We start from the raw sequence: 26033 nt of genomic DNA, 5'->3' as shown, positions 1-26033 counted from the left end.
GATGCTAACTTGACTGGGGTTAATCTGGAAGGTGCCAAGCTGGAGGGAGTTACTTTCATTAATACCATCATGCCAGATGGTACTATTCGGAATGAAACCCCACGAAGATAGTGGAATCGCAATTCCTCGTAGGTTGGGTTGAGGAACGAAACCCAACATTAACGATATCTAAAAGAATTGATAAATATAAATTAACTGTACAAATATTCCTACATCATATATTCACTTTAACAATACCTTATCCAAATCGAAAAAAGTCTTAATTTGTAGGTTGAGGAATGAAACCCAAGGCATTTTTTGGGTTGCGCTATCGCTTAATCCAACCTACAAAAAATGGACAAGATATTGCTTTAAACCAACACAATATTTTGATATTGTTCACTCACTTCCTACATCATCTGGAAATTCTAACTTCATACCAACACCCCAATCAATTGTATATATACCCTGGGTGACATAACGATGAAAACTCGAATATTGCCAATCCTTGGGTGCCATTACATATCCATGTCGCACCGGATTATAATGAATGTAATCAACGTGTTGCTGAAAATCAAACTCATCACGAATTTGGTGTTCCCAAAACCGACGTTGCCAAACAGCTTGCTCTTTTTTGAGTTGACGTGATGCAGAGATTTTTCCCTTATATTGTGGATGACAAAGACGAGTAAAATTGCTCTTAATTAACCGCCACCGCCGCGAAAAATCATCATCTCCTGGTGGCAATGTCCAAATACAATGTAAATGGTTTGGTAAAATAACGATCGCATCTACAGTAAATGAATGCCGCTGGATAACTTCTCTAAAAACTTTGCGTAACAGGAAAATTTTTTCTGGCTCACACAAAAATTGACGACGATTGTAGCTGACTTGAGTAAAAAAGAAAGTCCCTCCTTCTACCTTAGCTCTGCGGTATTCCATAGATAATATTTTAGTGCGATGATCCGCCCCACCGCTATTTTTTGGATGTCTGGGGGGCTTTTGTCAGTACGCTGTTCTTGTAGCTCAGCACAAATTTCTAATTTTGCCAAAACTATAAGTTTCTACTTAGACGGGGTATAGTTCTGGTTATTTCAATGCTAATCTTACCGTTAAAGTCGGGAATGGGTGCGGCGATTTTAGTAAGAATAACCTGTACTTGGGTAATAAGAACGCTCTCTGGGCGATTGCTATCCTCTAAAATACTATCAGCTATAGCTCCAGCTAATTTTTCTAAAAGTGCAAACTTAGATGTCTTGACCAAATTTTGAATTAAGCTGATAGTGTGACGATAATCTATCGTATCTTCTATGGCATCAGTTTGGGCAGCTTTGGTAATATCCAACCACAATTTTACATCGACCTCAAACCATTGTCCTAATACCTGTTCTTCTGCTAAAAACCCAGTATAGCCGTAGCAGCGAATCCCTGTTAAGTGAATGCAGTCCATAAAAATTTGAGGTTTGAGCGTGAATTTAGCACTTTAGATTTTAAATTAAATACCTACAGAAAATCTAAAATTTAAAAATTGTTGTATCGGTTTATATTAATTTAATGCAGCTTAATTTTCATAATCTTAATCAACTTTGGTCTTATGTATTAACGGAAACCCTCAAACGCTTGGGTTTAAGCTGTGCTGTCATTTGTCCAGGTTCTCGTTCGACACCGTTAACTGTGGCTTTTGCTAAACAAGCACCGGATATTGAAGCTATTCCGATTTTAGATGAACGTTCTGCGGCTTTTTTTGCCTTGGGACTAGCAAAAGCAACTCAAAAACCTGTTGTATTAGTTTGTACATCTGGAACAGCAGGAGCGAATTTTTATCCTGCGGTAATTGAAGCTAAAGAAAGTCGTGTTCCTTTACTAATATTAACGGCTGATAGACCGCCAGAATTAAGAGAGTGTCATTCTGGGCAAACTATCGACCAGGTAAAATTATATGGTAATTATCCCAACTGGCAAACAGAGTTAGCTTTACCTAATGCAGATAGGGAAATGTTAAGTTATCTCAGGCAAACAGTAATTTATGCTTGGGAACGTTGCCAATTTCCTACAGGAGGAGTAGTACATTTAAATATATCCTTCCGTGACCCCCTTGCACCTGTTGCGGATGGTACAAATTTTACATTAGATTTAGAAGACTTCTTTGCTGGGATAGTTGCTTCATTTCCTATTCCCCATTCCCCATTCCCCATTCCCCAAGAATGGCAACAATGTCAAAGGGGTATTATTATTGCTGGTTTAGCCCAACCTAACCAACCTCAAGAATATTGTAAAGCGATCGCACACCTTTCCCAAACACTCAACTGGCCTGTTTTAGCGGAGGGACTCTCCCCAGTCAGAAATTATGCAGACTTCAATCCTTATTTAATTTCTACCTACGACATCATTTTACGTAATCAGCAATTTGCCGAAGTCTTAATACCAAAGATTGTAATTCAAATAGGAGAAATGCCGACTAGTAAAGAATTACGTCATTGGTTGATTTCTACCAAACCTCAACATTGGGTGATTGATAGTTGTTCTCAAAATTTAGACCCTTTACATGGAAAAACGACACATTTAAGAATATCTATAGAAGATATTGAACAATTAAAATATGAGGGAATGGGAAACCGGGAAGAAAATAAATATTTACAACAATGGTGTCAAGCTGAGATCAAAGTCAGAAAAAATATTGACCAAACTTTTAAAAATATAGATGAATTAATTGAAAGTAAAATTGCTTGGTTAATTTCTCAACATCTTCCACCAGGGACACCTTTATTTATTTCTAATAGTATGCCAGTAAGAGATGTAGAATTTTTTTGGAAACCGAATAATTTAGGAATAATTCCTTATTTTAACAGGGGTGCTAATGGGATTGATGGTACTCTTTCTACTGCTTTAGGAGTAGCACATATTCAACAAAGTAGCGTAATGTTGACAGGAGACTTAGCCCTACTGCATGATACAAATGGTTTTTTAATTAGTAAGAAATTTCTGGGACACCTGACAATTATTTTAATTAATAATAATGGGGGAGGAATTTTTGAACTGTTGCCAATTGCTAAGTTTGACCCACTTTTTGAGAAATTTTTTGCTACACCACAAGATATTGATTTTTCTCGGTTGTGCGCTACTTATGGTGTACAACATGAGTTTATTAGTTCCTGGCCGCAATTGCAGGAAAGATTACAGATATTACCAAAAATAGGGATAAGGGTTTTAGAGGTAAGGACAAATAGGAAATTGGATGCTCAATGGAGGAAAGACAATTTAGCAAGATTGTCATAATTATTTTGAAAGCTAATTGAAAAATGTGATCTCAGCGAACTAGGTATCAAACCTCAAACCTTAAATCACTAACGCAGAAAGCTGCTAATTATCCACATCAATATAAACGTCAAAACAGTAGAAAACTGATTTGATGTCAAGTTTATAAATGGCATTTGCTGTAATATCCAGGTGGCTATTAGCCCCCCTGATATTAAACCAATAATTAGACTTCCTAACGTGAATAATACGGCTCTGCCAAATTTGTTTTCCTTACGATTGAGAAAATAAATACTAACTCCTACTCCAACTACTAAGGCCAGCTGTAGAACCTGATCTCTAGCGGCAGGGTAAAACAAACTAATAGCGCTTAAACTCAGATACCAAGCTCCTGGTAATAGCACATCAGGCATACTTGGTTGATCCAACATTCTTCGCAGCCATGCAGGTGACTGCTCACGAGGGGTAGGATTTTCTTTCTGAGGAGATTGCGATCGCATTTCTGGAAAGCGGATACGCTCAGGTACTTTAATTTTACCTTCTTGACGCATCCGTAGGCGCTCCATTAAAATCGCATCATAAGCTGATTCAATTAGTTCTAGACCCTTGCCATCACCACCATGTTGATCCAACAGGCGATTGCGAGCGTCCTGAATTTCATCAAAACTAGCATCTTCTGATACCCCAAGTTTTTCGTAGGGATTTTGATCGCTCATGGCAATTTGTTACTTCAGCCTTGGTAAGCAGCAGTTTTCAGTTTACTAAAACACTAACCTGGGTCTATGTTGTTCCAAAAATAGTTGTCCCAACTTATTCCCATCCTTTAACAGGATATTAGCACGGGTTAGTTTGTTTGACCCAGGAATTTTAACTATGGACATTTTAACATATTGTTATAACACTGTGTATATCATCCAGTTGCTGAGTAGCTATAGCTTTACTTCCCATGGTAGTAAAAAAATATCTCCTGCATGAGTATCCATTTTGCTATCAGCAAGCTACAGAAGTCTGATTTGTATAACTAAATCTTACTTTGAGAGGATGTTTTAAATTTTTATCTGACTGGTAACACCGTGTTCTATTGAGACAAAACGCTACAAATAGGATCGGAACAACCATTTAGTGTATATACTGAATTGCAGACCTGATTGCCGGAAGATTGGTGCCTACATCGTTCATAATTATGACTACAGTTTACTGTGAATAATCAGGATACTTGTACCTAGACCCTGTAGATTCCTAATTATGGACGAAGTGTAAACTGTGTTTTTACACAATTCCCCTTGTTAATCCTATGAATTTTTGTGTAAAGTGATGATCATGGCTCCTGCCAAGATTCTTGTAGTTGATGACGACCCTGCGGTTCGGAATTTAATCCAACGCTTTTTGATTAAACAGAACTATCAAGTGGAAGCTGCCGAAGATGGTAAGGCAGCCCTGGCTCTATTTGAGCAATTTAACCCAGACTTGGTAATCCTAGATGTAAATTTACCAGATGTCATTGGCTTTAATCTCTGTCAAGAGATGCAAAGTCGTAATGGTGTTTTTGTACTCATGCTAACTAGCCGGACAGATGAAGCTGACAAAATTCGCGGTTTCTCTAAAGGCGCTGATGACTATCTCACCAAGCCATTTGGTCTGGGAGAGCTAGAAGTAAGAGTAGCAGCTATTTTGAGGCGGCAGCGAGTTGTAACTACCGCAGAACAAAAACGCCTCATTTTTGAAAAGCTGATGATTGATCCTGTACGGAGGGAAGTGACACTTAACGAGGAAATAGTACCTTTAACTGCTTTAGAATTTGACTTGTTACATTTTTTAGCCAGTCATCCAGGTCGAGTTTGGCGGCGAGCAGAACTTATTCAAGAGGTCTGGGACTATGAATATGTGGGTGATCAGCGAGTTGTTGATGTCCATATCGGTCAAATTCGCAAAAAGATTGAAATTGATGCTAGTCAGCCTGCATTAATTCAGACTGTGCGTGGTGTAGGGTACAAGTTTGAATGTTCCACTCATCTGCAACAAGAAGTCCAATCCTAAATCTGGAGTTTTGCAAATCTTGACTGTTTGAAAATCAGCTAAAGATTAGAATACTGTGCATCTGAAATGGTAATTACCGTTATCCTGCCTGCGTTATCAATTTTTTCACGATTGTCTTTGGCTCTGGCATGGCTAATGGTAAATTTCTCTGGCTTAATCTGACATTAAGAGTGTTCCCAGAAATCAATTAGCAAAGCAGAATGAAGCAATGACAATTGGACATTTTTTACTGGGAATACTCTTAGAGAACTCCACAAAAAGAAATGCCTCATTTCATTCTGTATAGCGTAGCGGATGACTCCTATGTCGCCACGCTACGCTATAACTATACAAACGAAGTACTGACATTAATATGTATTAACGTTTACCAAAAATAGTGGATATGTCTTCTGATTGTTCTATTACTTCCAGTTCTAATTCAGGTTCAGGAAAGGAAAATTCTACCACTGGTTCAGGTATGGAAACTCTGATATCAGCACTATTAATAATAGCTCCTAACAGTCCTAACTCAGCTTCTACCAACTGATCAATGGCTTCTCCGAGCATATTTTCTTGTGTATAGTTAGGTCGGGCAACTAGCACGATACCATCACTATAGGGTTGAATTAACAACGGATCATTGGAAATGCTGAGAGGATTTGTGTCTAAAATTACTAAATCATAACGTTCTCGTGCATCTTCTATCAGGCGGCGCATTTCGCTCGATTCGATAATTGCGGCAGATTGACGAACAGGTCCGACGCTGGGAATAATGTATAAATTTTCCACATCAGGAACTAAGCGAATACAGTCACTCAGGCTGGAATAATAAAGCAATGGTTCAACAGTGGCATAAGAATCAGGAGCTATTTTTAGGGATGCAGCTTGGGAGGGCGATCGCAAATCTGTTTCAATAATCAATGTTCTTTTACCAGCAAGTGCGGAAGCTATCCCCAAGTTGTAAGCACTGACGGTTTTACCTTCTTGGCTGCTGACGCTGGTAATCAATATCACTTTAACGTCATTGCCGCCAATCCGGCGCAAATTACTGCGAAACTTTTCATAAAACTCTAAATAGGGAGAATCTGGGGAAAGTATTACGGGTAAAGCTTCCGGAGCCAAATCATCAACTGGCATTAAAGGCAATTCTCCCAATAGTAAAACTTCCCGTGCCTTGAGACTTTCGCGGATATCTTCTTTGGTCTTGAAAGTTCCTTCCAGTGAACCCAGCAAAAATATTACCCCACCACCAATTACAGCACCTAAGAAACCACCGATAGCTAAGGTTGTAGGTATACTCCTGGTGGGAACGGCAACGTTAGTAGCTATGGGTGGTCTAGCAATGGTGAAACTGCTCACGGTTTCTGCTTCTGCGGCTTGAGCATCTGTTAGCTTGGCTTGCATTTGGTCATAGATAGCTTTTTTCAGACCAACAGACTGCTCCAAGCGCGATCGCTCTAATTGTTTATTAGGTATGAGAGAATATTCTCGACGTAATTGTGCCTCTTGTTGAATTTGCTGTTTTAGTTGTTGTTCGAGCGTCTCTCGTTGGGTTTGTAAAGCTACCATTTGGTTAGCTAATGCCTGACGCGTTGGATCTAAGCTACTTTGGGTGCGAATACCTGTCACATTCCCCCGCAGTGGAGCCGCAAGACCACCACCACCTAAAACTTCCGCAGCCCGTTGTTGCAGTAATTCTTCAGAAGCTTCTTTTTGACGCGTTAACTGAATCATTGTCGGGTGTTCAGGTCGTAAATCCTTGCGGAGAACGGCGATTTGTGACTCAGTTTGATAAATTTGCGATCGCAAATTAGCAATAATGGGATCAGCACTCAAAGCAGAAGAAACATAAGCCTGTCCAACTGTTAACCCCAACTTATCTTCTAAAGAACGAAGTTGAGCATCAATTCCAGAAATAGTTAGTTGAATTCCTCTTTGCTGATTTTGGCTAGCACTAATCCCATTAAGCAAACTACCATTTTCTGCTGCTAAAATAGCTGTTCTCTCCCGTCGATCATATTCTTCTAGTTTATTCTCAGCAGCTTGGAGTTCTTGTTTAATTTCTGGCAAACGCTCATTGATTTTTTGAATAATCGCCTTTAATCGTCCAGTATTAATCTCACTACTTAACTGAACTATTCCTTTCATCAATTCTTGCAATACATCTTTGGCTCTGTTGGCATCGCTATCTACATACTTCATTGTGATCGATGTAGATTCTAATTCTCCTGCTCTATTTCTACTCGGAAATTTAATTCCTACATTTTTAGCAATAGTTTTCGGGTTAGTCTTGACTTTGGCTGCCACCGTCTCAATGACTGGATCTGATAGTAAAACTTCTGGTGTTAGTTCTTTCCCCTGTGCTTGAATTTCACTACCAGTTTTTGAGAAAGAAACGGTTGGGGTATTATATGTCAACGCAGATTCGGCCATATAAGTAACTGGTGGATCTGGTTGTATAGCAACTACTGTTGACCCTATTACCACTAAACCAAAACTAGCTAGTCCAACCCACTTGTATTTTTCAAAAGCAATAAGATAGCGCTTAATAATTGGTGGTGTCATAGCATTTATCTAATCATTAGTTATTTTATTACTTACGAGTTATAAACTCTTACTTCTAAGTAAATTTTTAATTTGAACTACCACCGAATAATCCGCCACCAAAGTTCTGGAAAAAGTTTAGAAATGATTGCACATTAAAAAACGGTTGCGTGATGGTATTCAATAAATTAGTAATTTTCCCGACCAGATTTCTACCAACAACTATCACATCATTGTCTTGAAGTGCCACATTTTGAGAATTATCACCTGCGAGTACCTTTCTAGCATCAAGTCTTTGAGTAACAGCTTTACCCTGTTCAGGATCAAAGCGAACCAGAGCAATATCCCGAAGATTAGCCGTGTCGAGACGAATACCCCCCAAAGCATCTATAAATGTACTCCCATTAGGCAAAGATTGAGTTGCGATTCCTCCTGCGGCATAGTTTAAAACTCGGACTTTAATCTGAGGAATAGCTAAAGTTGAACGTGCCACGAGTTTGCGGTCATAACCGTCATCAGTACCAATTTCACGGCGCGGTACAATGATTGCATCCCCATCTTGTAAGCGTAAATTAGGGAGTGAACCACCATTTTGCAAGGCAGCATACAAGTTAATATTTTGTGAAATTATAGAACCATCCGTTAACTGACGACGTATTTGCACTTTTCGGAGGTCTGCGGTCAAAGTTGACCCCCCTGCTAAGGGTAAAATCTCAGTAATTCGCGGCATTCCTGAGTTAGCAGCATAAATTCCAGGGCGAAATACTTCTCCCGTAATAGTAACTTGAACTGGGCGCATCTGTGCTAAACTTATCACCACGGGATCTGTAGTAATACTGCTTAAAGCCAAACGAATTTTTTCTTGGGCTTCTTCCAAACTCAAGCCTAGTATAGAGACTTTCCCTACTTGTGGAATAACAACATTACCATCTTGACTAATAGCAGCTTGGAAACTCAAATCTGGACGTTGCCCAGTTAGTGATAAAGATATAATGGGGTCAATAACATAACGATTTAAGCCAGTGCGAATTTTTGCCTCTGCTTGCTGCAAGGTTAAACCTTGTAAGGAAATTACTCCCAATAGTGGTACGACAATATTGCCTTCTGGATTAATAGCAGCTTGAAAACTTAAATCTGGAAATCGCTGCACCGTAACACCAATAGAATCTCCAATTCCTAAGCGGTATAGACCAGGGGGTCGCTGAACTATCACACTGATTGTATCTCCTATACCTAAGAGATAACGGTTGAATTGCGGTGAGATTTCATCATTTTCACTGGGAGGCATCACCTCAAAACTTGCTGGAGGCAGAGGATTTTGTTCTGGTGATTGTTCTAATGATGGCAAATTTTGAGACATAACAGGTTTTATTGTTATTGATAAATCAATACCTACCTGAAGAGTGATCAAAAACAGGGCGCTGAATGTACGTATATGAGAACTGGACGTTATCAACATCTATACAGTGATAGTTGGTTAAATAGAATACTTTACAGAGCTACAGACATCAATGCTGCTTGCACTGTTTCACCGAGAGACTGAAGTTTCTTCCAAGATGTTTCCACTTGTCCAAAAGGCTCCATTGGTATCAGAATACTCACAGCCACCCAAGGAACACGCTTTTGCTGCCATTGTGCTATTTGGTCTACAACAAACCAGTAAACTGGCGATGAAGTTCCACTATTTGGCATTGCGTACCATTGTAAGACAGCAAAAGTTGATTTTTGTGTTGTTGCCCTAAAGAACCTAGCCTTAACTTTGATAGTGGCATTTGCTTCTGGACGAGATGGCTGTTTAACAGTAAATTCAGCAGCCCGATATTGAGCTATATCCCACTTTCCCCAAGTTGACTTGCCCCAGCCACTAACGTCTGTCCACTCTACTTCTGGTTGATCTCTTGGGCCATTTTGCGGTAGCAAAAGCAGTACAGCTTCAAGTGACTGATCTTGTTGTTCGAGTGTTTGCAATGACCATTTATGTTCACCTATTTGGGTTTCCGACTGTTGAATAGTTTGCCACCCAGGAATACTTAATCCTACTTTACGAATATTTTTCAATTGCTTGAGTTGAGTAACTGGTGGTGGCTGCTTCCATTGCCACTTTCCTGTTAGATATCCAGGAACTGCTCCCACTGCTAACAGCAGTAGCAGTAAGATTAACACTGCTACCTGATTCCATTGCTGTTTTCTGAAAAATTTGGATAAGGAAATCATTGAGTAAAATTTCCAACACTTAGAAAGGATTGTACTGGATAAAACGAGCAAATATTTCTTTTATGCTTCTTCTACTGTTTCTGCTAACTCAATTGCTGGTTTTTCTGGGAAATAACTATTCATCCAATTGAGTAAAGGTACTAATGATAAGAGCATACAAGCGGAGTAGAGATCACCACCCCAACCATCATGCAGCCATGTAAATGCTCCTTGATTACCAGTACCGTGAAAGAAAGTCAATAAGGTATTACGAATAATATTGGCTGTCACACTAATGACAATAGCAATGGATAAAAACCAGGCTGTTATACGCCGTGAAGACATGGTTTCTGTCCAATAAAGTAATATTAAGCTGACGTAGAGGGTGGTAAATAACATTTTCAACCCTGCACAGTAGGGGGCTACTTCCACAATTCGTCCATTTACGTAGAGGTTGATTCCATCTACTATGACGTTCATGCCAAACTGATTGAGGATAAAGGCTGCTGTACTGGCGATAAAGCTTTGTAAAGGAAAGGTATAGGGCGCTATTATGTAAGGTAACGCTGTTGGGGTAGCCAAAAACACTAATAAAAGGGGAAAACCTTGCAATTGTAAGCCTGGTATGCCCTTGAACCATAAGCATAGTCCGACCAGTATGGTAGGTAAGGACAGGTTAACCCATTCGGATACACCACTTAGGTAAAAAATCACGCCTGTTATTAATAAGCCGATGCTAACAGGATGGGATGAATCGGGCAACCGTTGCCATTTTTTCCGATTTGTCCAAGCGATATAACCAGCAAATGGTAAACCGATAATACCGTGGCTGAAATATTCATGTTCAATGCTGATACTTTTGTGTAACCAACCATCTAACCAATGTAGCAAGATCGGAGCATAAAGCAGGAAGAAAATTATTAAAATGCCTAAGTTTAACAATTGGCCTGTACTGCGGATTTTAATTTGTTGTTGGAATTCCATAATTTTAATTCACAATTAAATCAGGGTTATTTTCACGTTATGAAACAAAATCACTATTAAAATTTGCCGTGAATAGTGGTTATTAGTGAAAACTAAAATTTAATTTCAGCTCATTTTTTGGCGATGTTGAAGCTTGAAAAGATAGCAGTTACAACTTCTTTAATTTGACTATTGTTTAAACCTGGGTACATGGGCAAGGATAATATTTGTTGGGATAATTTTTCTGATTGAGGGAAGTCTCCTTGTTGATAACCTAATTGGCTAAATGCGGGTTGAAGATGACAGGGAATTGGGTAATGAATACCAGTTTGAATTCCGACTGCTGTCAGTTGATCTTGTAGTTGCTGGCGTTCGAGAGGACAAGAATCATCAATTTTGATGACATAGAGATGATATATATGTCCTGTGCCACTTTGGTTAACCATGGGGATTACACCAGCAGACTCTAATGATTCTAGTTCTATATTATACTGTTTAGCAATGGTAAAGCGATCGCTATTCCACCCAGATAGATGAGGTAATTTTTGGTGTAATATTGCTGCTTGCAAGGTATCTAAACGGCTATTAGTACCTGGTTCAAGATGCACATACTTTTGAGATGAGCCATAATTTCGCAACCGACGCATTTTTGCCGCTACGTCTGCATCTCGTGTTATTACCATTCCCCCATCCCCAAAAGCCCCTAAATTCTTGCTGGGATAGAAACTAAAGGCTGCTGCCATGCCCACCGAACCTGCTTTATATCCTTCTCTTTCTGCCAAGTGGGCTTGGGCTGCATCTTCAAAAATTAGCACTTTATGAGTATCAGCAAAGTCAAATAATTGGCTTGGTGATACCATTTGACCATATAGATGTACGGGAATAATAGCTTTGGTGCGGGGTGTAATGGCTTTAGAGGCTGCTTCCAAGTCAATTAAAGCTGTTTGGGGGTCACAATCTACTAAAATTGGTGTAGCACCAGCACTAACCACACCGATCAGTGTGGCAATAAAAGTATTAGCTGGTAAAATGACTTCATCACCAGCACCGATGTGACAAGCTTGCAGTCCGAGAGCGATCGCATCGGTTCCCGATGCCACACCAATTCCGTACTCCGTACCAGATGCCGCTGCAAACGCTTCTTCAAAATCGGATACAGCTTGTCCTAAAATAAAATCTCCCTTTGCCAATACATCCTGAATTGCCTGTTGCAACTGAGTTTGAATCGGCTGATGTTGTAAATTTAGGTCTACAAAAGGAACTTTAATAGTCATTTTATTTCTGTCCTGTGAGTATCAAAAATTCAGTAGCAACATACTATCTCACAAAATGTATTACATTTTCAATTTCACACATAGCTGTTGTCTGAGCAATTAATAAAAAAACAGTGAATTTTTGATGAAATTTCAATTTTTAACAAACATTAATAACTGATCATTTAAATCCCAACTCAAAATGAATATTCACAGCTTGTACCTGCCCAATATAAGATAGGATAGCCAATTCTCTTTGACACCAAATAATTAGGTTTATAGACTCGAATTTTTGCCCAAAATTATGAGGCCATAACAGGCGCAGTTTACATTCCCGCAACAGCAGCAAAAAACTGATTGTAGCGTTTTTCTGTATATGGTAAAGATTTGAGCCTAAGTTAATACTCATGGGTAAACCCCATTCCTACAGGCTTGACGATGCAAAACTATATCTCACTGACATATTCTCCTTAGTAAAAATTCTCTACTTAAGTAATATTTTTATTACTAGTATCTACCAATTTTAGAGATTCTCTCACCAACCTCTGGAAGCAAGTAAAAATTTTTTTGCCCAACCTGTTGATCGGAGGTGAAATTGGGGAATGCTGAGAAATAGAACATAATAACCACATGATAGTGGTTATAAAATTGACCGTATCGAAAGATTATCAAGGTAGTACTGGTGATGATAGAACCTGAAAATAAATTATTTGCCCCTGATGATGGTTGGAATTCTTTAGAAATTCAAGAGCAAAAACGCCTAAAAGTCTTGACAGAGTTAGGTTTACGACAATTAGAAACCATTCCGATATTTGAAGAAGCCACTCAAACCGCTGCCCACTTTTTGGAAGCCGAAATTTCCATTTTGGGATTTATAGATCAAGAAATTCACTGGTTCAAGTCATCGGTGGGTTTATCAAGGTTAGGACTGATGAATAATTTGGCAAAAAATCGTCAATTATTACGTCGAGAGTCCTTCTGCACACAGGTGGTAGAAAGCTCACAAACGATAGTCATTAATGATACTAAAAACAGCATAGATACAGAAATATTTACCAGCGATTTAGTGCAGAAGTATGGCATTCGTTCCTACTTAGGAGCGCCATTAATTGATGCTGCTGGATATTGCTTAGGTGCATTAGCAGTGATGGATCGCAAACCACGTAATTTTACAGAGCGAGACATTGAGTTTTTGCAAATCATTGCTCGTTGGAGTATGAGTGAATTTGAGCGTAATCGTTTGTTACAGGGGAAATCACCAAAAAGCAACATTAGAAGCATTTCTAGTTTGCCATTTTCAGAAGAACAGATCATTGACCTCAAAATTTCCCCACCAATTCTAGAAACAGCCTCTGGTTCTACTCAGCAACTGAAACTAGAACTCTTAGGCCAATTAACTCAAGAGTTGCGTACACCTTTAACATCTGTACTGGGTATGGCTGGTGTTCTTGGCCGGGAGATTTATGGGCCTTTGACAACTAAGCAGCGAGAATATCTAGAAATTATTCAACACAGTGGCAAGTATTTGCTTTCTTTGGTGAATGAAATTACTGAACTAGGAACAATAAATGATGCTTCGGATGTGCTGAACTTAGTTTCTGTGGATATTGAAATGCTGTGTCAACAAGCCATATATACACTAGCAGAAGTAGCTGTCCGTCGTGATCAAGATATTCGTTTGTCTATAGAGCCAGGACGCAATCGTATTTGTCCTTTAGATAAAGATAAGGTACGGCAGATTTTGTATCACTTGCTATTTAGTGTGATTCAACTTTCTGCCACAGGTAGCATTATTCGTGTTCATATTTCTGGCAGAGAAGATACGCTCTCTATTACTGTTTGGGTTTCCCATCCCTATTTGGGAGATGGAATTACTGAAATTGACCCTTACGTACACACTGATTCCTTGTCTATATTAGAAATAGTCGGTGGAGAGGAAAAGTATAATATTGCTACAGATAATCAGGAGAATTTGCCAAAAAGATTGAATACATCACAAAATCTGATTGAAGAGCAACAAGGAATACTGGTTAATACGTCAGATCAGGATTTAGCTAATTTATCTGGTCATCGATCTCGTGAAAAAATAGGTTTGTTACTTAGCTGTCATCTAGCAGAACTTCATGGCGGACACATTGCCATACAAGGTTCACTAGAGTCAGGATACCGCTATGTGATTTCTTTGCCACTGCAAGCGGCGAAACCCCGACAATTAATCAATAATGAAACCTAATCACAACCTGAGTTCGGTGTTAGGAGTTCGGAGTTTCTCCTATGCCTACGGCACGGCTTCGCCGAACGGAGACGCTACGGGAACGGAGTTATGATTTTTAAGAGCGAGAGAATAAGGGTTTGAGACTCCTACTGGGGGCGAGTTGTCCACAAATTATCTTATGTCTAGCTCAGGTTAATCATAAGGCACAATTTTTCAATTGCTAATCTCAGTTGTGATCTTTGGATAACGACCGGCATTATCATAAAAGCCAAGTTCTGCATATAAGTGCTAATTGGTGACAACGTTGTTTATGAATTTAGTCTGGCAAAAATTTACTTTATCTTCTTTACCGCTGAAGGAATACCTGTCTACGAGTTATTTGCATCGTTTGATGGTGGGAATTTTACGTCCTTGGCGGCAAACCAGTCTTTTAATGCAGTGGGGAGATACAATAGCGGCGGCTCTTCTCAGTCTGGTCTATGGTTTTGCGCCTTTTGTCTCCAGTGTTTTAATGCTGGTATTAATGGTGGCTTGTATAGGATTTTGGCTGTTGTTGACTTTATCTGATGAAACTACTTCTGTAAATGCAGCTTCTGTCACTCCTATTCATCTGTTGGTATTACTGTATTGGGGAATAGCTGCGATCGCTACAGCTTTATCCCCAGTGAAAAAGGCAGCGTTGAATGACTTGGCAATATTAACACTCTATTTATTACTCTTTACTGTCTGCGCTAGGGTGCTGAGATTTCCCCGCCTTCGGTCTTGGCTGATCACTGTTTATTTACATATATCCCTAATTGTCAGTGTCTATGGGATTCGACAATGGTTTTTTGGTGCTAAACCACTAGCAACTTGGGTTGATCCAGAGTCTGCTCTATCTAAGACGACTAGGGTTTATAGTTATTTGGGTAATCCCAATTTACTGGCAGGATATTTGATACCAGCAGTAGTGTTGAGCTTAGTGGCGATTTTTGCTTGGCATGGTTGGCTGAAGAAATCTTTAGCTGCAACGATGTTTGTTGTCAATACTTCCTGTTTGGTTCTTACTTATAGTCGTGGCGGCTGGATTGCTTTAGTAGTAGCACTTTTGACGGCGATGGCATTGTTAGTTTATTGGTGGAGTTTGGAAATGCCGCCATTTTGGCGCACTTGGTTATTACCAATTATTGTCGGAGGTTTGATTGGAGTCTTGGTGCTGGCTGTGATATTTGTCGAGCCTGTGCGTTTGCGGGTTGTGAGTATTTTTGCAGATCGTCAAGATAGTAGTAATAATTTCCGCCGTAATGTCTGGGATGCTGTTTTTAGGATGATACGCGATCGCCCAATTATTGGTATTGGCCCTGGACACAATTCTTTTAACAAGGTTTACCCTCTCTACCAACAACCCCGATATACGGCTTTGAGTGCCTATTCAATTTTTTTAGAAATGGTTGTAGAAACTGGCTTTTTGGGTTTAGCGAGTTTTCTCTGGTTGGTAATTGTTACTTTTAATATGGCATTTATTCAACTGCAAAAGTTACGGCAATCTAGAAGTGTGGAAGGACTTTGGATTATAGGTGCGATCGCAACTTTATTGGGTATGCTCGCTCACGGAACTGTGGATACTGTCTGGTATCGTCCAGAGGTTAATACTGTTTGGTGGCTAATGGTGGCCTTAATTGCCAGCTATTGGCAACCTTTAAATCAACCAGCAAATCAATCTAGAGTTGTTCAGTAGAATTATCCAGAAATTAGATATCAGTCCTGTATAAGGATTTGATATTCATTTGCCGATTAGTCTAGTTGTCAGCATTATTTCCACTGACAACTGACTATTTTTTTATAGCTAAATAGCTAATTGGTGTAACCTGAGTTCGAGATAAGATAATTTGTGGAAAACTCCTACTGGGGGGAGTTTCAAACCCTTATTCTCTCGCTCTTAAAAATCATAACTCCGTTCGCGTAGCGTCTCCAAACTCCTAACTCCTAACTCCGAACTCCGAACTCAGGTGATACTAGTCCCTATAGCTGCTGGCCCCTGGTGCATTAGGGTCACGATAACGGGTTGGTTCTTCGTTGCGCTTTTTACCTGCTAACCCAGCTAGACCTAAAAGACCAATTAATCCCAGCCAACCCCAATCAGTATTAGCGCGATCATCATACACAACCCTATTTGGTGCCGCAGTGTCAGTTCTAGGTTGAGTGTCTTGGGCTTGTGCGGGGAAACTTAAGGGTAAAATTCCCATAGTCAAAGTCAGAACCCCAACGCCTACTGTTTTGGTTAAATTACTTATCATGCTAAAAGTGCCTTATATCTTACTCAGATATTAAACAGTGTATCTATTTCCACAATTTGCTAAATCAATCTCTGGGTATAAACTCGGTTCGCTTCTAAATCAGGCTAAAGAAAGATATATATGTGAACTAATTTTATTTTTAACTAATTTATAAAAACCATTTATAAATGGTTTAGCGATCGCGTAAATTAAATACACGGGTGGTTTACTGGCGGTGAAATTAGGTGATGAAAAAACTCTGGCTGCTATTCAGCATATTATTTGTGGGACTATTAACAATTACCCAAGTATCAGCTCAGAAAAAAATACGACTAAAAATCAACCGCTACTTAGAAGTTCGCAGTACTTCTGGAAATGTTACCTACCGAAATAGACAGATTTCCCAATTAGCTCGCATAGGCATAAAACTACAAAATGTAGGAGATAGCATTAGTACAGGCCAGCGTTCGAGTAGTATGCTTGCCCTAGATACTGGTATTGGTTTTATTCAGGTTGCAGAAAATACAAAACTCGAAATTCAAAAACTGCAAACAACTAGTCAGGGTGGACACGTTACCAATTTACAGGTGACAGGTGGACAGGTACGGCTGAAAATACGTGCCTTTACACATCAAGATTCCACCTTGCAAATAGAGACTCCAGCAGGGATTACAGGCGTGCGAGGGACAGACTTTGGTGTGAGTGTTCAACCGACTGGTAAAACAGGTGTAGCAACTCTCATCGGCAGTGTAGCAACAACGGCTCAAGGTCAAAGAGTATATGTAAATAGAGGTTTTCAGACCATAGTGATTCCAGGAGAACCACCTTCAGTACCTACTCCATTGCGAAATGATACAAGATTAGATGTGCAAGTACTAGAAGAAAGAAGCAATCAACAAGTCCGTATTGTTGCTAAAGTTGATCCAGTTAACTTGGTCATGTTGCTAAATCAACCGCTGATTACTGATCGAAGTGGAAATTTTGACATTACTATCCCTATGCCAGCTAATCGGCGTGTTGCGATGAGAGTAACAACACCTTTAAGCAAAAAACAAGATTATGAATTAATTGTTCCTTAAAAGCTAGTGAATCAAGCCAAAAAAGAGAGATGCGATGACCTACGGTCGCGCGTAGCCTATCGCTGTATAATCCCATAGGTCAATTAAAAATCTGCATTGGTCTAGAGTTTTTATCCAATTCACGTAATTTTAAATTTTTCAACTATAATATTTAACTGCTTATTGTTTGTCACAATCAGCTAATCGCATACACCAACCCGCTATCCATCGTGCAAGATACCGATTCTATGAATGACCTTGCTGCTGCACTGCAACAGCCAGTAGATTTAGATTTTGAACTACCAGATCCCGAAGACGAACAGATTCTGGAGTCTGATTTTTTACAGCAGCTAGATGTAGCTTGGCAAGTATGCGATCGCTTTGATTTACAAACAGAAATTTGGCGTGGTCGCATTTTACGCTCAGTCCGTGACCGAGAGAAAAAAAACGGAGACGGACGCGGTGCAGGTTTTCTCAAATGGCTCAAAGAACGGGAAATTAGTAAAACTCAAGCCTACAGTTGGATTCAACTAGCAAATAGTGCTGATACCTTGATTGAAGATGGCAAACTTGACCCCAGTAGTGTCAATAACTTTAGTAAACGGGCGTTTGTAGAAACAGCCAAAGCCGCCCCAGAAGTGCAACAAATGGTGAGTGAAGCCGCCCAAAAAGGCGATCGCATCACCCGCAGAGAAGTCCGTCAACTCACTGACGAATGGACAGCTATGTCCTCAGATTTATTACCTGAAGAAGTTAGGGAAAAAGCCGCAGATAACACACTGCCACCGCGCTATATTGCCCCTCTGGTCAAAGAAATGGAGAAACTGCCAGAATCACACCAAAAGGCATTACAAAGAGATATAGCCGCCAGTCCTGATGTTGATACTCTCAAACAAGCAACCACAGAAGCCCGTCAATTAGGAAAATATCTCAAATCTGCTGCCCAAGTCCAAGCTTTGACTGAAGAAAATGTGGATATTGAAACAGCATTAGAAGAAGCGCAAAGAATCGGCTGTTTGAGCATCGCTGCTGACTTGGTAAATCAAGCATCTCAGATGGAACAAGGTATAGCCAAGTTATATATGACTTGGAAAAAAATTAGTAATTTAGCAGACAGATTATATGTTGATACTGGAGCGAGTACACCCAATCTGCGATCGCTCCTCACTTGCATAGAACCCCTTGGTGGTGAAATCATGGAACTGCAACTCAGTGGTGCGACTGAACACACCATTCGGTTACAGATTCAAGAGACAAATTAGGTAATGGGTAATTGGTGTTCTCTAAATACCAATAAGCGATCGCTATTAAGTTCATGTAACGAGGGATTAGCGATCGCTCTCCAGTTTAAGAATCATGGACATTGCAGCGAAATTGAGAATGTGCCGTACTTTCCCATAACGCACCCTGCAAGATCAGGCGATCACTCAAAAGTAAAATGTCTTTGATGAAAGATCCGCGATCGCAACAAAGTGTTCATTTTACCGTTGCCATCCCGTAAATAAATGGAATGTGAGATATAATTTATTTGTCACTCAATCAATCTATATTAACTTGTTATGGATTCTTTCAACCTACGCACACTACGCACAAAAGTTATTACGGAAATAAATCTTGTCCCACCAGATAAATTAGAAGAATTATATAACTTTATTCATTATTTTCGCTTAGGTATAGAAGTATCTCAACCTTCACTTAATAAAAATATGCAGTTTGCTGGATGTTGGAATGATATGTCAGATGAAGTATTTGCTAACTTCAATGAAGAAATAATCACCCGCCGCCACCAAGCATTTTTAGGAAGAAGAAGTGATGAAGCCAGCGTTGATTGACACAAACATTTTATCTTTTTTCTTCCGTAATCATAGTCTAGTTATCGAGCGTTTTCAAGCCTATTTGAAAGAGTATGACAAAATTAACATTAGCATCATCACTTATTATGAAATTGTCAGTGGATTAAAACATCGTGACGCGCAAAAACAACTCACATCTTTTCAGGAATTTGTCTCATACAATACGGTTTTACCTCTAACTACAAGCTCTGCCATAATTTCTGCTGATATTTATGCCAATTTAAGAAATAAAGGCACGCCAATTGACGATATTGATATTCTGATAGCAGGAATTGCCGTAGCCAACGATTTGATTATTGTCACAAATAATATCAGAGATTTTGGAAAAATAGAAAGCTTAGAAATTCAAGATTGGAGTAAGTAATATGACAATTTGCTATGCCTATTACTGATTATTGTAAATAAAAGGCGATCGCTCTTGGGGATAATTAGTGCGATCGCCATAAAAGATAGGGTGGGTTATGCTCCCGTCGCTAACCCACCTAATTTATTTAATTAAAATGACAGCGATGGTGTGTTAATTAAATATAACGTACCCTGCAAGATCAGGTGATCGCACTAGGCTTTATCTAGTTGTGAGTAACTTTGGAAAGCTTGACCACTTTGCTTAAAGTCAGCAGTAAAGACAGGGTAGAGGTTAAAAGTGGCTGTCTTTGTTACTGAACCTTCAGCCTCAGGAAAACGAGGCTTTACTGTCCACCAATAGCTAATTTGGGTGGAAGAAACTCCCGGTGCAAGATAGCCAAAATTTAGTACGGGTGCATTACTATCTATAATCTCGCCGTTACTATTAGTAATATGTGCATCAAATAGTGCTGAGTCATCATCAACATCTACATAAACTTGCACATCTTTGAGAGCAATGTTTCCGGTATTTTTCACAGTCACATTAGCGACTATAAAGCTACCATTGTCTACGACAGTTGTATGCGACCAGAAAGAATGCTGAAGTTGGAGATCGATTATTTTGTCTTTTGTGCTAAAAGAATCTGTTTTCCAACTGTTGCTGTAAGCAGCTACACCATTTTTTGCCATAATTTAAAACATCCTATCAGAACTTTTTTTTCCCACACCTTTTAGACGTTTACCAAACCCAATTTGTGAATTTTTCGAGTTAGTAGCAATTTTTTCCCCAAAAATCCACCCTCAACCCCCCAAACCCTTCTGCTCCTTACCTTTCAACCCCTGCAAAATCTTCTCAACTTCCCCAAGAGCCGGATACAACAACTGATGACTCAACGCACCTTCATAAGCCTGTATCGCCCCCAACCTATGCCCCAAGCCCGCCAAAGCTTTTCCCAGCCAGTAATCAGTTATAGCCGGAATCTAATAAAAAGCGATCGCCTTCCGCAAATCAGAAAAGCGATCGCTCTCTGGTAAAATGACTTTGATGAAAAATAAGCGATCGCCATTTCTGCGTAAAAACCAGCAATCACATTACAAAACAAACCTTACAAAAAATGGATGTACCAGCTTTTTGATTTCATTTAGGTTTCCCCAATTGACCCCATCATTGCAAGTGTAGAAGTTCGCACCAGAAATTGGTTTATTTAGACGTTTTACTAGCCCCATTTGTGAATTTTCTGAGTTATGGGCAAATTTTTTCTCTATCACAACTTACAGGAAAAAGCCAATAAAAAAAGTTATTATTTTTCTACAACTTCAAAGAGCCAGATTGATGTCTGATCTTTTTGTCTGATAAAAGCATTAACCCCAAAGGGAGCATTAAGGAGAGATTTATCACCAGGATCTGTCATTTTATCCCAAGTTAATTTTGCTGGCTGATTGCCATTTTGATTAATAACTCCAATATTAATTTTTTTATTCCCTTCAGTATCTAATGAAGTTGAAAATTGTAAATTTCTTTTTTCTTTACCTATCCCACAATCAATTTGATAATTAGATGCAAAAGAAAAACTATCACTATTAAATCTTTCAGCGACTAATCGCAATGAATCAATATCACCTAGAGGCCATTCTAAAGACTTATTGTAAGCACCTATAGGTTTAAGAATACATTGAGTCTTGTTAGCTATTTCAACCATCCTTTTATATGTTATGCTCATTGGTATTTCGATAGTTTGATTAGGAAGAATTTGTGGTTGTAGATCAGATGAACTAGCTTGATCGTGGTCTAAAAAACTTATAGGTGAAGAATTAGCATGATTATTAAAACTACCAAAGGCAATAGTTACACTCAACAATAAAGCAATAAAAATTTTAGTTAGAGATTTCATGAAATATATATCCTTATTTAACTCAAAATGATAATTGTTTCGCAAGATAAAAAATGACATTGGTGAAATTAAGCATCCAAACTTTGCAAAAACTCAGTAACTACTAAAAAAGAGGTAGAAAAAATACCTACCTCTTTTTAGATCAAGTTATTTCACTTGATATATCCACTGAACTCGGCCATTATTGTTACCCATTATGGCTCTACCGGTGAACTGACCATTGACTTTATTTTTGTCATCAGCATTAGACATCTCATCCCAACACTGTTCTGCTGGAGCATTGCCTTGATCATTACGGGTGCAGAGATTAATTTTTCTTCTTCCTACGGGAGGCCATGAAGCTCCAAATTGGAAATATCTTCCAGTATTTCCAACTGCATAGTTAGAGGCAAATGTAAAATACCCAGCACCACTCTCTGTCCAGTCTCTATATTGAGCAGTTAATGGAGGAACATCACCAAGAACCCAATTTCCTAAACTATTGTAACCACCCACACGGGTAAGTGTAGACCCAGTTTGATTAGCTATCACCATTTGAAATTTCTGTGTCGAGGTGATTAGCCCTACAATTTGATCTATGGTTTGATTAACATCAATTGCAACATTGACGTTAGCACCCACTGGTGACTGAGCATGGGCATTGCCTGAAAAACCACCGAAAGCGATGGTTATAGCCAGTAGGAAAGCAGCAAAAACTCTAGTTAGAGATTTCATCGTCACAAATCCTTGATGAGTATAATTTAATCAGTGGTTATTTTTTCCCCACATTATTTAGACTTTTCCCAACCCGCATTTGTGAATTTTTCGAGTTACGGGCAAAATTTTTCACCAAAACTTCACCCTCAACCCCCATAATCCTTTCTCCCCTTACCTTTCAGCCCCTGCAAAGTCTTCTCAACCTCCCCACGAGCCGGATACAACAACTGCTGACTCAAAGCACTTTCATAAGCCTGTATCGCTCCCAAGCTATCCCCCAACCCTACCAAGGCTCTCCCTAACCAGTAATCAGCCATAGCCGGGTTAAACGCCCTTAATTCCTGACATCCCTCACAAGCCGTTTTCCACCATTGTTTACTAGCTCCAACATCTCCCAGCCACACCGCAGCAGGTACGGATTGCAGATAACCCCCTCTTGGTAATATATGCCATCCTTTCTCCAACGCCTCCACTGCCTCCCGATGTCTTCCAGCCAAAGCTAAAACTCGTCCATGACGAAACCAAGCATCAGCTAATTGGGGCTGTAGTTGCGTCCCCTGTTCAGAAACACTACACCCTCGTTCAAACTCTTGAAAATGTTCCACCAACACCCGCCCCGCAGTCGCCCAAACACTCCAGCATTCAGGAAACCGCTTCAACATCTCCTCCAATATGGAAGCAAGAGTCGTCTTACTCCCCTCTCCTAGTAGTAGGGTAGGGGGAGAGGTCGCAACTGATAAAATTTCGCACAACGCCCGATAAATTTCGCAATCATGGGGATACAGATGATAAGCTTTCTCCATCATCTGTACCGCCTTCTGATATTCCCCCGTCTCGAACAAGCAGCGCCCGTAATAATACCAACCATAAGGATGATGCGGGTGTTCTGCGGTAAACTCTGTTAACATCTCCACACCTTGCACCCAATCCCCTCGGAGGATGTAATAATATGCCAGGGAATTGTGAGCCTCAACCCCATGAGGAGCCTGTCGCAGTGCAGAAGTAATCATCTTTTTAGTCAGTTTCCCTTCTTTACCAGATACCAAGCTCATCTGACAACGCTGATTAATTTGTCGTTGCAGTACCCGGAAATCATCTCCAGCTAAGGCTATAAGTCTGCTCAACCGCTCTCTAGCTGCTGGAATATCCCCCACCGCCATTAACCCGTCATAGCTGTAAATCAATGAGAAAACATCATCTGGGTTGATTGACAAAACCCGCTCACAGGCGCTAAGAGTACCAAAAGGATTTTCTCTTCTCTGATGCACCTGTGCCAAAGCCAGCCAATGAACTACTTTCTCCGGTTCTAAAGCAGCCGCTAAATTAAAGGCGATGATTGCCTTCTGACTCTCACCTCTGCAAACTGCAATCAATCCTTTTATGTGATGCTGAGTTCCTTCATTTTCAGACAACAATAAAGCTTTTTCATATATTTCTAGGGCCTCTTTTTCTAGTCCCATCAGATGCAAAACTTTACCCAGTTGCAGCCACACATCAATTAATTGAGGTTGTCGCTCAATCACTTGATAATATTCGGCAATTGCTTGTTGCCAGTTTCCCATTTCGTAAAATAAGTTAGCCAGTTTTAATCTTTTTTTCCATCCTTGGGGATATTTCTGAACATACTTACTTAAGGTGATGAGTTTCTGCTTTTGTCTAGCTAGGTTCTCCTCTACAAGTAAGTAAGCATTCATCTCCAGCCCAGAGAATTGGGTGAACTGTACCAAGGATATGGCAATTTTTCCAGACATATTACGGTTACTTTATAGTTAATTTCTTCGTACTGGTTTTTGCTTCTAATTGATGATTTACAATAAGGAATCACTGCATCACACTGAGCTTTTCGTTTGAGTAGCATCCCGTAGGGAAGTGTTTCATTAGATTGAATATTTTCTACTATCAAAGTTACCTTGTTCAAGGATGGTGATAAGAAATCAATACAAGTGTTATCTTCTCCTGTCAGATACTTCTCTAACTGCTTTTTTAGAATATTTCGTGCCTGTTGAATACGTTTGCGAACATTCTCTTCAGAGAGGGTGAGTTGTTTAGCGATATCTTGATAGGATTTTTCTTGGCAGCAGTGTAAAATAAAAGGATGGCGCAATCTATCGGGCAAGGATTCAATTTTGTAGCGGAGATATGTCCACATCTCCAAATTCAAAATATTGGATTCAGGAAGTTCTGCCCTAGAAGCAAACGCCGGATGATCGGCAAATTTAATATCATCAATGTTTTCAACTCCTATGGCTTCTCGTTCGCCTTTTCGATGCACATCCATGCAGAAGTTATAAATAATTCGAGTTAACCATGCTTTAGGATATATAATTTCATTGGCGTATTTTTTCCATTGATTACAGGCTTTGAGCATTGCCTGATTCAGTACATCTTCGGCATCATGAGAATTACCTCCCATCCACTTTAAGCAAAGGTTATAAAAATAATCTTGATATGATAGCCATAGTTCCCAAAAATCCCCACAATCATTTTGAGATAAATCCCTTAATTTGCTTTGTTTCGGCAATACATTCCTGATTTTCAGCCCTGATAAGCAGAACAAAAGTTCTTGTTCTGGGTTCGCTTGTATATGTGAATTCCTGCTCATTATTTAAAACCTGAGTGATGATGCACTGTACAAAAGACTGAAATATTATGCATGCTAGGAATCCAATTTGATTACTGTATCCCTGACGGGAAGCATAGCCATAATTACTCGTGAAGACTCTTAATAGGGAATAGGGAAAGAAGGCTGCTAGGTGTATATGTAATTTGTATGGCTACGCCACACAAGCCATCAAAAATTAAATAGGATATATAGCAATCCTAAATAAGATATGAACAACTCTTTTTCTCTACTTCTGCGCTCTCTGCGGTTTGTTTTAAAAATTCCGTGATGCCTCCGGCACACTACGTGAACATAAATCAAATAGGATTGCTATATGTTGTAATATGCATTTAGAGAACTCCACAAAAAAGATGATCCAATCTTGTGGGATGGGCATCTTGCCCGTCCTTATATTATTAGCGGGCAAGATGCCCGCACCACAAGAAATTTTGGGATATTTTTTTAATTGGAGAACTCCTAGAGAACTCCACAAAAAAGATGATCCAATTTTATGGGATGGGTATCCTGAATTTCTTTGTACTATTAGTTGGCAGGACTTGTACTGAGCTTGTAGATAGCGCGGCGTTAGCCATAGTATGTCTGTACCACAAGCAATTTTGGGATATTTTTTTTATTTGGAAGTCTCTTAAATGATACTTAGTTTTTATAATCAATAATTGAGTTAAATTCAGGATTTTTAATCTCAGTCAAATTCAAGTCAATTGAGTTAAATTCAGGTTGTAAAAACCTGAATTTGTTTCAGAGGGAACAGAGAACAGGGAAATCTCATGTTTTTAAACATGAGATTGAAATAATGACACTGTTTTTTTTGACTGAGCTTTAAACTCAGAACTAAAGTTTCTGATCTGTTGCCTTACAAACATCAAATAGGCTAAAACCCTCTTTTCCGTGCG

25 protein-coding genes (1 of these 25 only partly in view) are annotated in these 26033 nt (G+C 39.4%); 11 read left to right on the top strand and 14 right to left on the bottom strand.

Annotation, left to right across the window (positions count from 1 at the left end):
* On the top strand, window positions 1–111 hold the 3' portion of the coding sequence (locus ACOWPH_RS11640; protein WP_015215549.1) for a pentapeptide repeat-containing protein. 561 nt of this gene lie to the left of the window's left edge; 111 of the gene's 672 nt are visible here — the last part of the coding sequence; the start codon falls outside the window, past its left edge; its stop codon occupies window positions 109–111.
* Between the two features lie 267 nt (window positions 112–378).
* On the opposite strand, the gene ACOWPH_RS11635 is transcribed toward ACOWPH_RS11640, so the two are convergent.
* Window positions 379–921 (bottom strand): REP-associated tyrosine transposase, encoded by a 543-nt coding sequence (locus tag ACOWPH_RS11635; protein WP_015215548.1) that lies wholly within the window; start codon window positions 919–921, stop codon window positions 379–381.
* A 112-nt stretch (window positions 922–1033) separates the two neighbouring features.
* Window positions 1034–1429: a dihydroneopterin aldolase gene (gene folB / locus ACOWPH_RS11630; protein WP_015215547.1), complete on the bottom strand. Its 396-nt coding sequence runs from the start codon at window positions 1427–1429 to the stop codon at window positions 1034–1036.
* Between the two features lie 104 nt (window positions 1430–1533).
* Between folB and menD the strand changes: the two genes are divergently transcribed.
* Entirely contained in the window at window positions 1534–3255 is a 1722-nt protein-coding gene (menD, locus tag ACOWPH_RS11625; RefSeq protein ID WP_015215546.1) for a 2-succinyl-5-enolpyruvyl-6-hydroxy-3-cyclohexene-1-carboxylic-acid synthase, read from the top strand.
* Window positions 3256–3323: 68 nt separating this feature from the next.
* Here the strand turns inward: menD and ACOWPH_RS11620 are convergent, their stop codons facing one another.
* Complete coding sequence (locus ACOWPH_RS11620; protein WP_015215545.1) at window positions 3324–3950, bottom strand: CPP1-like family protein; 627 nt, start codon at window positions 3948–3950, stop codon at window positions 3324–3326.
* Between the two features lie 604 nt (window positions 3951–4554).
* On the opposite strand from ACOWPH_RS11620, the gene ACOWPH_RS11615 reads away from it, so the two are divergent.
* Entirely contained in the window at window positions 4555–5271 is a 717-nt protein-coding gene (locus tag ACOWPH_RS11615) for a response regulator transcription factor (protein WP_015215544.1), read from the top strand.
* Between the two features lie 357 nt (window positions 5272–5628).
* Here the strand turns inward: ACOWPH_RS11615 and ACOWPH_RS11610 are convergent, their stop codons facing one another.
* From ACOWPH_RS11610 to ACOWPH_RS11590, 5 genes are all read right to left on the bottom strand, one after another.
* A complete protein-coding gene (locus ACOWPH_RS11610; RefSeq protein WP_015215543.1) occupies window positions 5629–7815 on the bottom strand; it encodes a GumC family protein in 2187 nt (728 codons plus the stop codon).
* 67 nt (window positions 7816–7882) lie between these two features.
* Entirely contained in the window at window positions 7883–9253 is a 1371-nt protein-coding gene (locus ACOWPH_RS11605; RefSeq protein WP_015215542.1) for a polysaccharide biosynthesis/export family protein, read from the bottom strand.
* Window positions 9254–9285: 32 nt separating this feature from the next.
* Window positions 9286–10008, bottom strand: a complete 723-nt coding sequence (locus tag ACOWPH_RS11600) for a cyanoexosortase B system-associated protein (protein WP_015215541.1) — start codon at window positions 10006–10008, stop codon at window positions 9286–9288.
* 60 nt (window positions 10009–10068) lie between these two features.
* Entirely contained in the window at window positions 10069–10971 is a 903-nt protein-coding gene (crtB, locus tag ACOWPH_RS11595; RefSeq protein WP_015215540.1) for a cyanoexosortase B, read from the bottom strand.
* Between the two features lie 110 nt (window positions 10972–11081).
* Complete coding sequence (locus ACOWPH_RS11590; RefSeq protein ID WP_015215539.1) at window positions 11082–12224, bottom strand: DegT/DnrJ/EryC1/StrS family aminotransferase; 1143 nt, start codon at window positions 12222–12224, stop codon at window positions 11082–11084.
* A 664-nt stretch (window positions 12225–12888) separates the two neighbouring features.
* Here ACOWPH_RS11590 and ACOWPH_RS11585 point away from each other — a divergent pair.
* Both ACOWPH_RS11585 and ACOWPH_RS11580 read left to right on the top strand, forming a co-directional pair.
* The gene (locus ACOWPH_RS11585; RefSeq protein ID WP_015215537.1) at window positions 12889–14436 is read left to right on the top strand and encodes a GAF domain-containing sensor histidine kinase; all 1548 of its coding nucleotides are present in this window, start codon (window positions 12889–12891) and stop codon (window positions 14434–14436) included.
* A gap of 292 nt (window positions 14437–14728) precedes the next feature.
* Window positions 14729–16135 (top strand): IctB family putative bicarbonate transporter, encoded by a 1407-nt coding sequence (locus ACOWPH_RS11580; protein ID WP_015215536.1) that lies wholly within the window; start codon window positions 14729–14731, stop codon window positions 16133–16135.
* 277 nt (window positions 16136–16412) lie between these two features.
* Here the strand turns inward: ACOWPH_RS11580 and ACOWPH_RS11575 are convergent, their stop codons facing one another.
* Window positions 16413–16694 carry a WGxxGxxG family protein gene (locus ACOWPH_RS11575; RefSeq protein ID WP_015215535.1) on the bottom strand — a complete coding sequence of 94 codons (282 nt, stop codon included), beginning with the start codon at window positions 16692–16694 and terminating at the stop codon, window positions 16413–16415.
* 227 nt (window positions 16695–16921) lie between these two features.
* On the opposite strand from ACOWPH_RS11575, the gene ACOWPH_RS11570 reads away from it, so the two are divergent.
* From ACOWPH_RS11570 to ACOWPH_RS11550, 5 genes are all read left to right on the top strand, one after another.
* Window positions 16922–17752, top strand: a complete 831-nt coding sequence (locus tag ACOWPH_RS11570) for a FecR family protein (protein WP_015215534.1) — start codon at window positions 16922–16924, stop codon at window positions 17750–17752.
* A gap of 227 nt (window positions 17753–17979) precedes the next feature.
* Window positions 17980–18993: a hypothetical protein gene (locus ACOWPH_RS11565; RefSeq protein WP_015215533.1), complete on the top strand. Its 1014-nt coding sequence runs from the start codon at window positions 17980–17982 to the stop codon at window positions 18991–18993.
* Between the two features lie 297 nt (window positions 18994–19290).
* Window positions 19291–19563: a hypothetical protein gene (locus tag ACOWPH_RS11560; protein WP_015215532.1), complete on the top strand. Its 273-nt coding sequence runs from the start codon at window positions 19291–19293 to the stop codon at window positions 19561–19563.
* A complete protein-coding gene (locus tag ACOWPH_RS11555) occupies window positions 19544–19948 on the top strand; it encodes a type II toxin-antitoxin system VapC family toxin (protein ID WP_015215531.1) in 405 nt (134 codons plus the stop codon). The genes ACOWPH_RS11560 and ACOWPH_RS11555 overlap by 20 nt, the downstream gene beginning before the upstream one ends.
* A 9-nt stretch (window positions 19949–19957) precedes the next feature.
* On the top strand, window positions 19958–20083 hold the full coding sequence (locus ACOWPH_RS11550; protein ID WP_277882401.1) for a hypothetical protein: 126 nt from the start codon (window positions 19958–19960) through the stop codon (window positions 20081–20083).
* Between the two features lie 59 nt (window positions 20084–20142).
* On the opposite strand, the gene ACOWPH_RS11545 is transcribed toward ACOWPH_RS11550, so the two are convergent.
* Window positions 20143–20619 (bottom strand): hypothetical protein, encoded by a 477-nt coding sequence (locus ACOWPH_RS11545; RefSeq protein ID WP_015215530.1) that lies wholly within the window; start codon window positions 20617–20619, stop codon window positions 20143–20145.
* Window positions 20620–20814: 195 nt separating this feature from the next.
* Between ACOWPH_RS11545 and ACOWPH_RS11540 the strand changes: the two genes are divergently transcribed.
* Window positions 20815–20964 carry a hypothetical protein gene (locus ACOWPH_RS11540; protein ID WP_171815799.1) on the top strand — a complete coding sequence of 50 codons (150 nt, stop codon included), beginning with the start codon at window positions 20815–20817 and terminating at the stop codon, window positions 20962–20964.
* Window positions 20965–21230: 266 nt separating this feature from the next.
* Here the strand turns inward: ACOWPH_RS11540 and ACOWPH_RS11535 are convergent, their stop codons facing one another.
* The 4 genes from ACOWPH_RS11535 to ACOWPH_RS11520 form a co-directional block, all read right to left on the bottom strand.
* A complete protein-coding gene (locus ACOWPH_RS11535; protein ID WP_015215529.1) occupies window positions 21231–21821 on the bottom strand; it encodes a hypothetical protein in 591 nt (196 codons plus the stop codon).
* A 147-nt stretch (window positions 21822–21968) separates the two neighbouring features.
* Window positions 21969–22535, bottom strand: a complete 567-nt coding sequence (locus ACOWPH_RS11530) for a hypothetical protein (protein ID WP_015215528.1) — start codon at window positions 22533–22535, stop codon at window positions 21969–21971.
* Window positions 22536–22663: 128 nt separating this feature from the next.
* On the bottom strand, window positions 22664–24268 hold the full coding sequence (locus ACOWPH_RS11525; RefSeq protein WP_199327463.1) for a tetratricopeptide repeat protein: 1605 nt from the start codon (window positions 24266–24268) through the stop codon (window positions 22664–22666).
* A complete protein-coding gene (locus ACOWPH_RS11520) occupies window positions 24208–25119 on the bottom strand; it encodes an RNA polymerase sigma factor (protein WP_015215526.1) in 912 nt (303 codons plus the stop codon). Before ACOWPH_RS11520 ends, ACOWPH_RS11525 begins: the two co-directional genes overlap by 61 nt.
* Window positions 25120–26033: the final 914 nt, after the last annotated feature.

This window comes from Anabaena sp. PCC 7938 (assembly GCF_049315035.1).
Lineage (GTDB): Bacteria > Cyanobacteriota > Cyanobacteriia > Cyanobacteriales > Nostocaceae > Anabaena > Anabaena cylindrica.
This window is presented reverse-complemented; position numbering and strand designations above follow the sequence as displayed.